The sequence below is a fragment of the Gemmiger formicilis genome (assembly GCF_016901605.1).
GTDB lineage: Bacteria > Bacillota > Clostridia > Oscillospirales > Ruminococcaceae > Gemmiger > Gemmiger formicilis_B.
Genome location: NZ_JACJKP010000203.1, coordinates 1 through 4,485 on the forward strand (window position 1 = coordinate 1; position 4,485 = coordinate 4,485).

The 4,485-nt window shown below is 58.1% G+C and carries 5 protein-coding genes and 1 pseudogene; 1 reads left to right on the forward strand and 5 read right to left on the reverse strand.

What is annotated here, in order from left to right:
• The 4 genes from H6B10_RS12750 to H6B10_RS12765 all read right to left on the reverse strand — a co-directional run.
• Window positions 1-550 (reverse strand): hypothetical protein (locus H6B10_RS12750; protein WP_204651952.1); only part of this gene is annotated, 550 nt, incomplete at its 3' end.
• Between the two features lie 58 nt (window positions 551-608).
• Window positions 609-848, reverse strand: coding sequence for a phosphopantetheine-binding protein (locus H6B10_RS12755; RefSeq protein WP_204651953.1), 240 nt, complete (start codon window positions 846-848; stop codon window positions 609-611).
• Window positions 849-940: 92 nt separating this feature from the next.
• Window positions 941-2,821 carry an ATP-dependent zinc metalloprotease FtsH gene (ftsH, locus tag H6B10_RS12760; RefSeq protein WP_204651954.1) on the reverse strand — a complete coding sequence of 627 codons (1,881 nt, stop codon included), beginning with the start codon at window positions 2,819-2,821 and terminating at the stop codon, window positions 941-943.
• Between the two features lie 407 nt (window positions 2,822-3,228).
• Window positions 3,229-3,444 (reverse strand): helix-turn-helix domain-containing protein, encoded by a 216-nt coding sequence (locus H6B10_RS12765; protein ID WP_367950565.1) that lies wholly within the window; start codon window positions 3,442-3,444, stop codon window positions 3,229-3,231.
• A gap of 291 nt (window positions 3,445-3,735) precedes the next feature.
• Here H6B10_RS12765 and H6B10_RS12770 point away from each other — a divergent pair, with 291 nt between their 5' ends.
• On the forward strand, window positions 3,736-4,128 hold the full coding sequence (locus tag H6B10_RS12770; RefSeq protein ID WP_345941844.1) for a winged helix-turn-helix domain-containing protein: 393 nt from the start codon (window positions 3,736-3,738) through the stop codon (window positions 4,126-4,128).
• On the opposite strand, the pseudogene H6B10_RS12775 reads toward H6B10_RS12770, so the two are convergent.
• A pseudogene (locus tag H6B10_RS12775) lies at window positions 4,106-4,485 on the reverse strand (glycoside hydrolase family 10 protein); the annotation flags it as partial. The gene H6B10_RS12770 and the pseudogene H6B10_RS12775 overlap by 23 nt on opposite strands.

Below are 4,485 nucleotides of genomic sequence, written 5' to 3' on the forward strand. Positions count from 1 at the left end.
GCCGCAGATGCAGGGCCACCAGCACCACGGTTTCCAGCATAAGCAGGGCGTACATCCGGGTAAAGACCGCCATGCCCTGGGTGCCGATGTTCAAAAGGAACACCGCCGCCGCCAGCCAGGCCGTCCAGAACCGGCCGGTGAGCCGCCGCGCCGCAAAGTAGAGCACCACCGTGCCCGCCAGCAGGAACACAAAGTTGGGCAAAAGCCCTACCCACGGCAGCCCCAGCCCCGGAAAAAGCGATTCCGCCGTGTACACCGCGCAGTAATACAGGGGCGGGTGCACGTCGATCTTCTGGTTGTTCCAGGGCACCGAATAGTCAAAGGCACGGCCGGGCTGCAGGGCGCTTTGGTAAAGGGACCCGTCCTGCCAGGTGTCCATATATCCATCCTGCAGGGCGTAGAATCCCCCCGGATAGTTGGTCAGTTCATAGGTATACAGCTCGTCCACATGGTAGCCCTGTTTGCGCGCTGCGTAAGCCAGCATCATGCCCAGCCCCAGCACCAACAGCAGCAACAATGCCAGCAGATACCTCCGTTTGCGTTGTGCCATACCGCTCCTTTCCCCAGCAACCAAAAAGGCCCGCCCCCTGGGGGCGGGCCGCATTGTTTTACATCTCGGCGTTTTCAGCCAGGTCCACGACAAAGCGCCACAGCTCGCCGACCGTCATGTCCACGCTCAGATCGCTCTCGTCGATTTCCACACCGACCGCTTCGCCCAGTCCCCAGGCCAGTTCCACCATGTCCTCATGGTCGGCGCCCAGGTCGCCCAGCGCTACGCCGCGGGAAAGCTCGGCCGTGTCACAGCTGAACTGTTCCGCCAAAAGCTCCTGCAGTTCCTCGAACGTCACTCTGTGTTCCCCCTCTCACTGGGAAGTTTTCTTTTATGATACAGGGCGGCACCCCATTCGTCAAGAGGGGAACAGGGCATAAACGCACAAAATTACTGTGATTGTTTTGTGGAATCTGACGGGGCAGAAGCCGGTAATTGCGGCTGTGCGTTCAAAATACGCATGAACTCTTCGCCGGAAATGGTTTCTTTTTCGTACAGATACTGGGCAATTTCGTCCAGTTTGCGTTTGTTGTCCGCCAGCAGCTTCAGGGCTTTGCGGTGGGCTTCCTTCACGATCTCCACCACTTTGGCATCCACCTGGGAGGCCGTGCGTTCGCTGCAGGCCAGGCTGGTATCGCCGCCCAGGTAGGCGTTGTTCACCGTTTCCAGGGCTACCATGTCAAAGTCGTCGGTCATGCCGTAGCGGGTGACCAGGGCGCGGGCCAGCTTGGTGGCCTGCTCAATATCGTTGGAAGCACCGGTGGTCACCGAGTGGAAGATCAGTTCCTCGGCGGCACGGCCGCCGGTAAAGGTGGCAATCTTGTTCAGGATCTCTTCCCGGGTCATCAGGGTATGGTCGCCCTCGTCCACCTGCATGGTAAAGCCCAGGGCGCCCGAAGTACGGGGCACAATGGTGATTTTTTGCACCGGGGCGCTGTGGGTCTGCAAAGCCGCCACCAGGGCATGGCCTACCTCGTGGTAAGCCACGATGCATTTTTCCTTGTCGTTCAGGATCTTGTTCTTCTTCTGGGCACCTGCCAGGATGGTATCCACCGCTTCCTGCAGATCGAACTGGGTCACGGCCTTGCGGTGGTGACGCACGGCGCAGAGGGCCGCCTCGTTGACGATGTTGGCCAGTTCGGCGCCGGAAGCACCGGGGGTCATACGGGACACCACGGCAAAGTCGCAGTCGGGGCCCAGCTTGACCTTTTTGGCGTGCAGCCGCAGGATGCTTTCCCGGCCTTTCAGGTCGGGCAGTTCCACCGGCACGCGGCGGTCAAAACGGCCGGGACGGGTCAGCGCCGGGTCCAGAGATTCGGGCCGGTTGGTGGCGGCCAGGATCACCACACCCTTGGTGGCGTCAAAGCCGTCCATCTCGGTCAGCAGCTGGTTCAGGGTCTGTTCCCGTTCGTCGTTGCCGCCAAGGTTGCCGGCGCCGTCACGCTTTTTGCCGATGGTATCGATCTCGTCGATAAAGACGATGCAGGGGGCTTTTTCGCCTGCCTGCTTGAACAGGTCGCGCACTTTGGAAGCACCCATGCCCACGAACATCTCCACAAATTCGCTGCCCGCGATGGAGAAGAAGGGCACCCCGGCCTCGCCGGCCACAGCCCGGGCCAGCAGGGTCTTGCCGGTACCCGGAGGGCCTACCAGCAGCACGCCTTTGGGCATTTTGGCGCCGATGTCCTCGTATTTTTTGGGGTTGTGCAGGAAATCCACGATCTCCTGCAGGCTTTCTTTGGCTTCGTCCTCACCGGCCACGTCCTGGAACTTGATGCCGGTTTTGTCATCCACCACGTACTGTTTGGCGCCGGATTTGCCCCCAAAGAACATGGAGTTGGCGCCGCCCATGCCCTGCATCCGCTTGGCCAGCATCCGGTTGGCCAGCCAGAACAGCAGCAGCACCGGCAGGAAGCTGAGCACCAGACTGAGCAGCGAATCCCAGATGGTGGGGTTCTGGTAGACGGTGCCGAACTCTACGTCGGCATCCTCCAGACGGTTGACCAGGTCGCCATCCTGGGCAATGGCGTTGGTCTTGTAGGCGTTTTCTTCCTTGTCCACAAAGTAGATCTCCTGATCTTCCAGCTGGACGGTGGAAAGCTGTTTGTCCTCCAGCATTTGCAGGAAGGTGCTGTAGTTCACACTCTTCACACCGGACTGCATCATAGCCGGAAGCAGGAAAAAGTTGCTGATAAGCAGCAACGCGATCACAATGGCATATCCGATCCAAAGTTTCTTTTTGGGATCTTTGGGCGGGGTCGTTTCTTTCATAGTATTCACTCCTTACAAGGTATAGCATGCGCCATAATCATGAACCGCATGTGAATGGAGTTTGAACGAATCGAAAAATCCCTGCAGGAATAGGGTTTTGCACGGTTTGAACCGAGTTTTCCACACTTTCCACAGAGTTATCCACGGTGGAATGGTTGAAAACCCGGTTGAAAATGTGGAAAACTGGGTGGAAAACAGGGGAAAGATGCAGAAATTTCAGGTATAACGACAAAAAACGGTGTGGAATATTCCACAGCTCTCCACAGAGAAAAGGGAAAACCGCCTGTTCCCGGGGGGAACAGGCGGTGGAAAAGCCGGTTTTGGGGTAAAAACAGGGGGAAGTTTTCCCCCATGCTGTGGAAAAGTAGGGGGCCGTACCCCGCCGCAACATCTTTTGCCGGCAGCGTTCAGCCGTAGGGCCAGGGTACGTCGGACAGATCCAGCAGATAATCCGCCGTGACCCCGTAATACCGGGCCAGCTTGCGCAAGATCTCGGTGGGGATGTCCAGTTCGCCCCGCTCGTAGTTGCTGTAGACCCGTTGGCTGCAGGACAATATGCGCCCCATTTCCGCCTGGGTCAGATCGTGGTCCTCGCGCAGATCGCGGATGCGTCGGTACAGCATGGGTCAACCTCAAAACTTTCACTGGAATGTAAAAAAAGTATAGCATAGCGGATAATCCGCTAAAATAGAAAGAAGTAAACCGATTTTTGTACCTGGTGTAAAAATTCCCCGCCGCGCAACTGCGGGAAGAAACGGCGCTGATTTTCAACAAACAGGTGGAAAACGAAAAAAATCTCTGTAAAAATGAACAATTTGTAAAAATATGTGCAAATGTCGGTAATATTTGTAACAACTCGGCAACAACTATCGTTATAGTATATAGACAGACAACAAACAAGGAGGGATGGTACCGTGGCCGACCGGAGCACGATACAAGAACAGTATGCCGTACAGGAAATGAAGCAGCGGGTACATCATGTACTGCGGCGGGCCAACCGCAACCATACCGAATTCCGGTTCAAGGACCTGTACATGGACCTGCGGGCGCACCGTGTGTGGCGCGCCGGGCAGGAGGTGGAGCTGACCCCGCGGGAGTATGCCCTGCTGGAAACGCTGGTTCTGAACCGCAACATTGCCCTGACCCGGGGCCAGCTGCTGGCGGACGCCTGGGGGTATGACTATATCGGCGAAAGCCGCACCGTGGATGTACATATCAACCGGGTACGGCGCAAGCTGGGCCTGCAGCACGAGATCCAGACTGTGTTCAAGGTAGGGTACAGGCTCAATACCCGGGGGACGCTGTGACCCAACGCTGGGCAATGGCTTCCCGTTCCTGTTCGGCCAAATCGGGCCAGTCGGGGTTGCCCCACAGGGAGGCATAGCGGTACAGCCCCACCCCCCGGATGCCCAGTTCCTCCAGGGCGTCCAGCTGGTCGGCCAGGGCATGGCCGGTCTGCCATTCGCCGGTATCGGCGGTGGAACCGTCCCCGGCGCCGATGCGGTAGGCCCCCAGCCCGATGTACAGTTCCACCCCGTTGGCCCGGGGCAGCGCGGCCCATTGTGCCGCCAGGCTGGCCAGGCTGTTGGTAGTATCGCCGTTTTGCTCATAGTCCAGCCCCCAGTACAGCTGGGGCATCAGATAATCCACATAGCCGCCCTGTG

Bases quoted from the DNA above. Each gene is read 5' to 3' on its own strand.
- ftsH (WP_204651954.1), bottom strand. From the start codon at position 2,821: ATGAAAGAAACGACCCCGCCCAAAGATCCCAAAAAGAAACTTTGGATC.
- H6B10_RS12765 (WP_367950565.1), bottom strand. From the start codon at position 3,444: ATGCTGTACCGACGCATCCGCGATCTGCGCGAGGACCACGATCTGACC.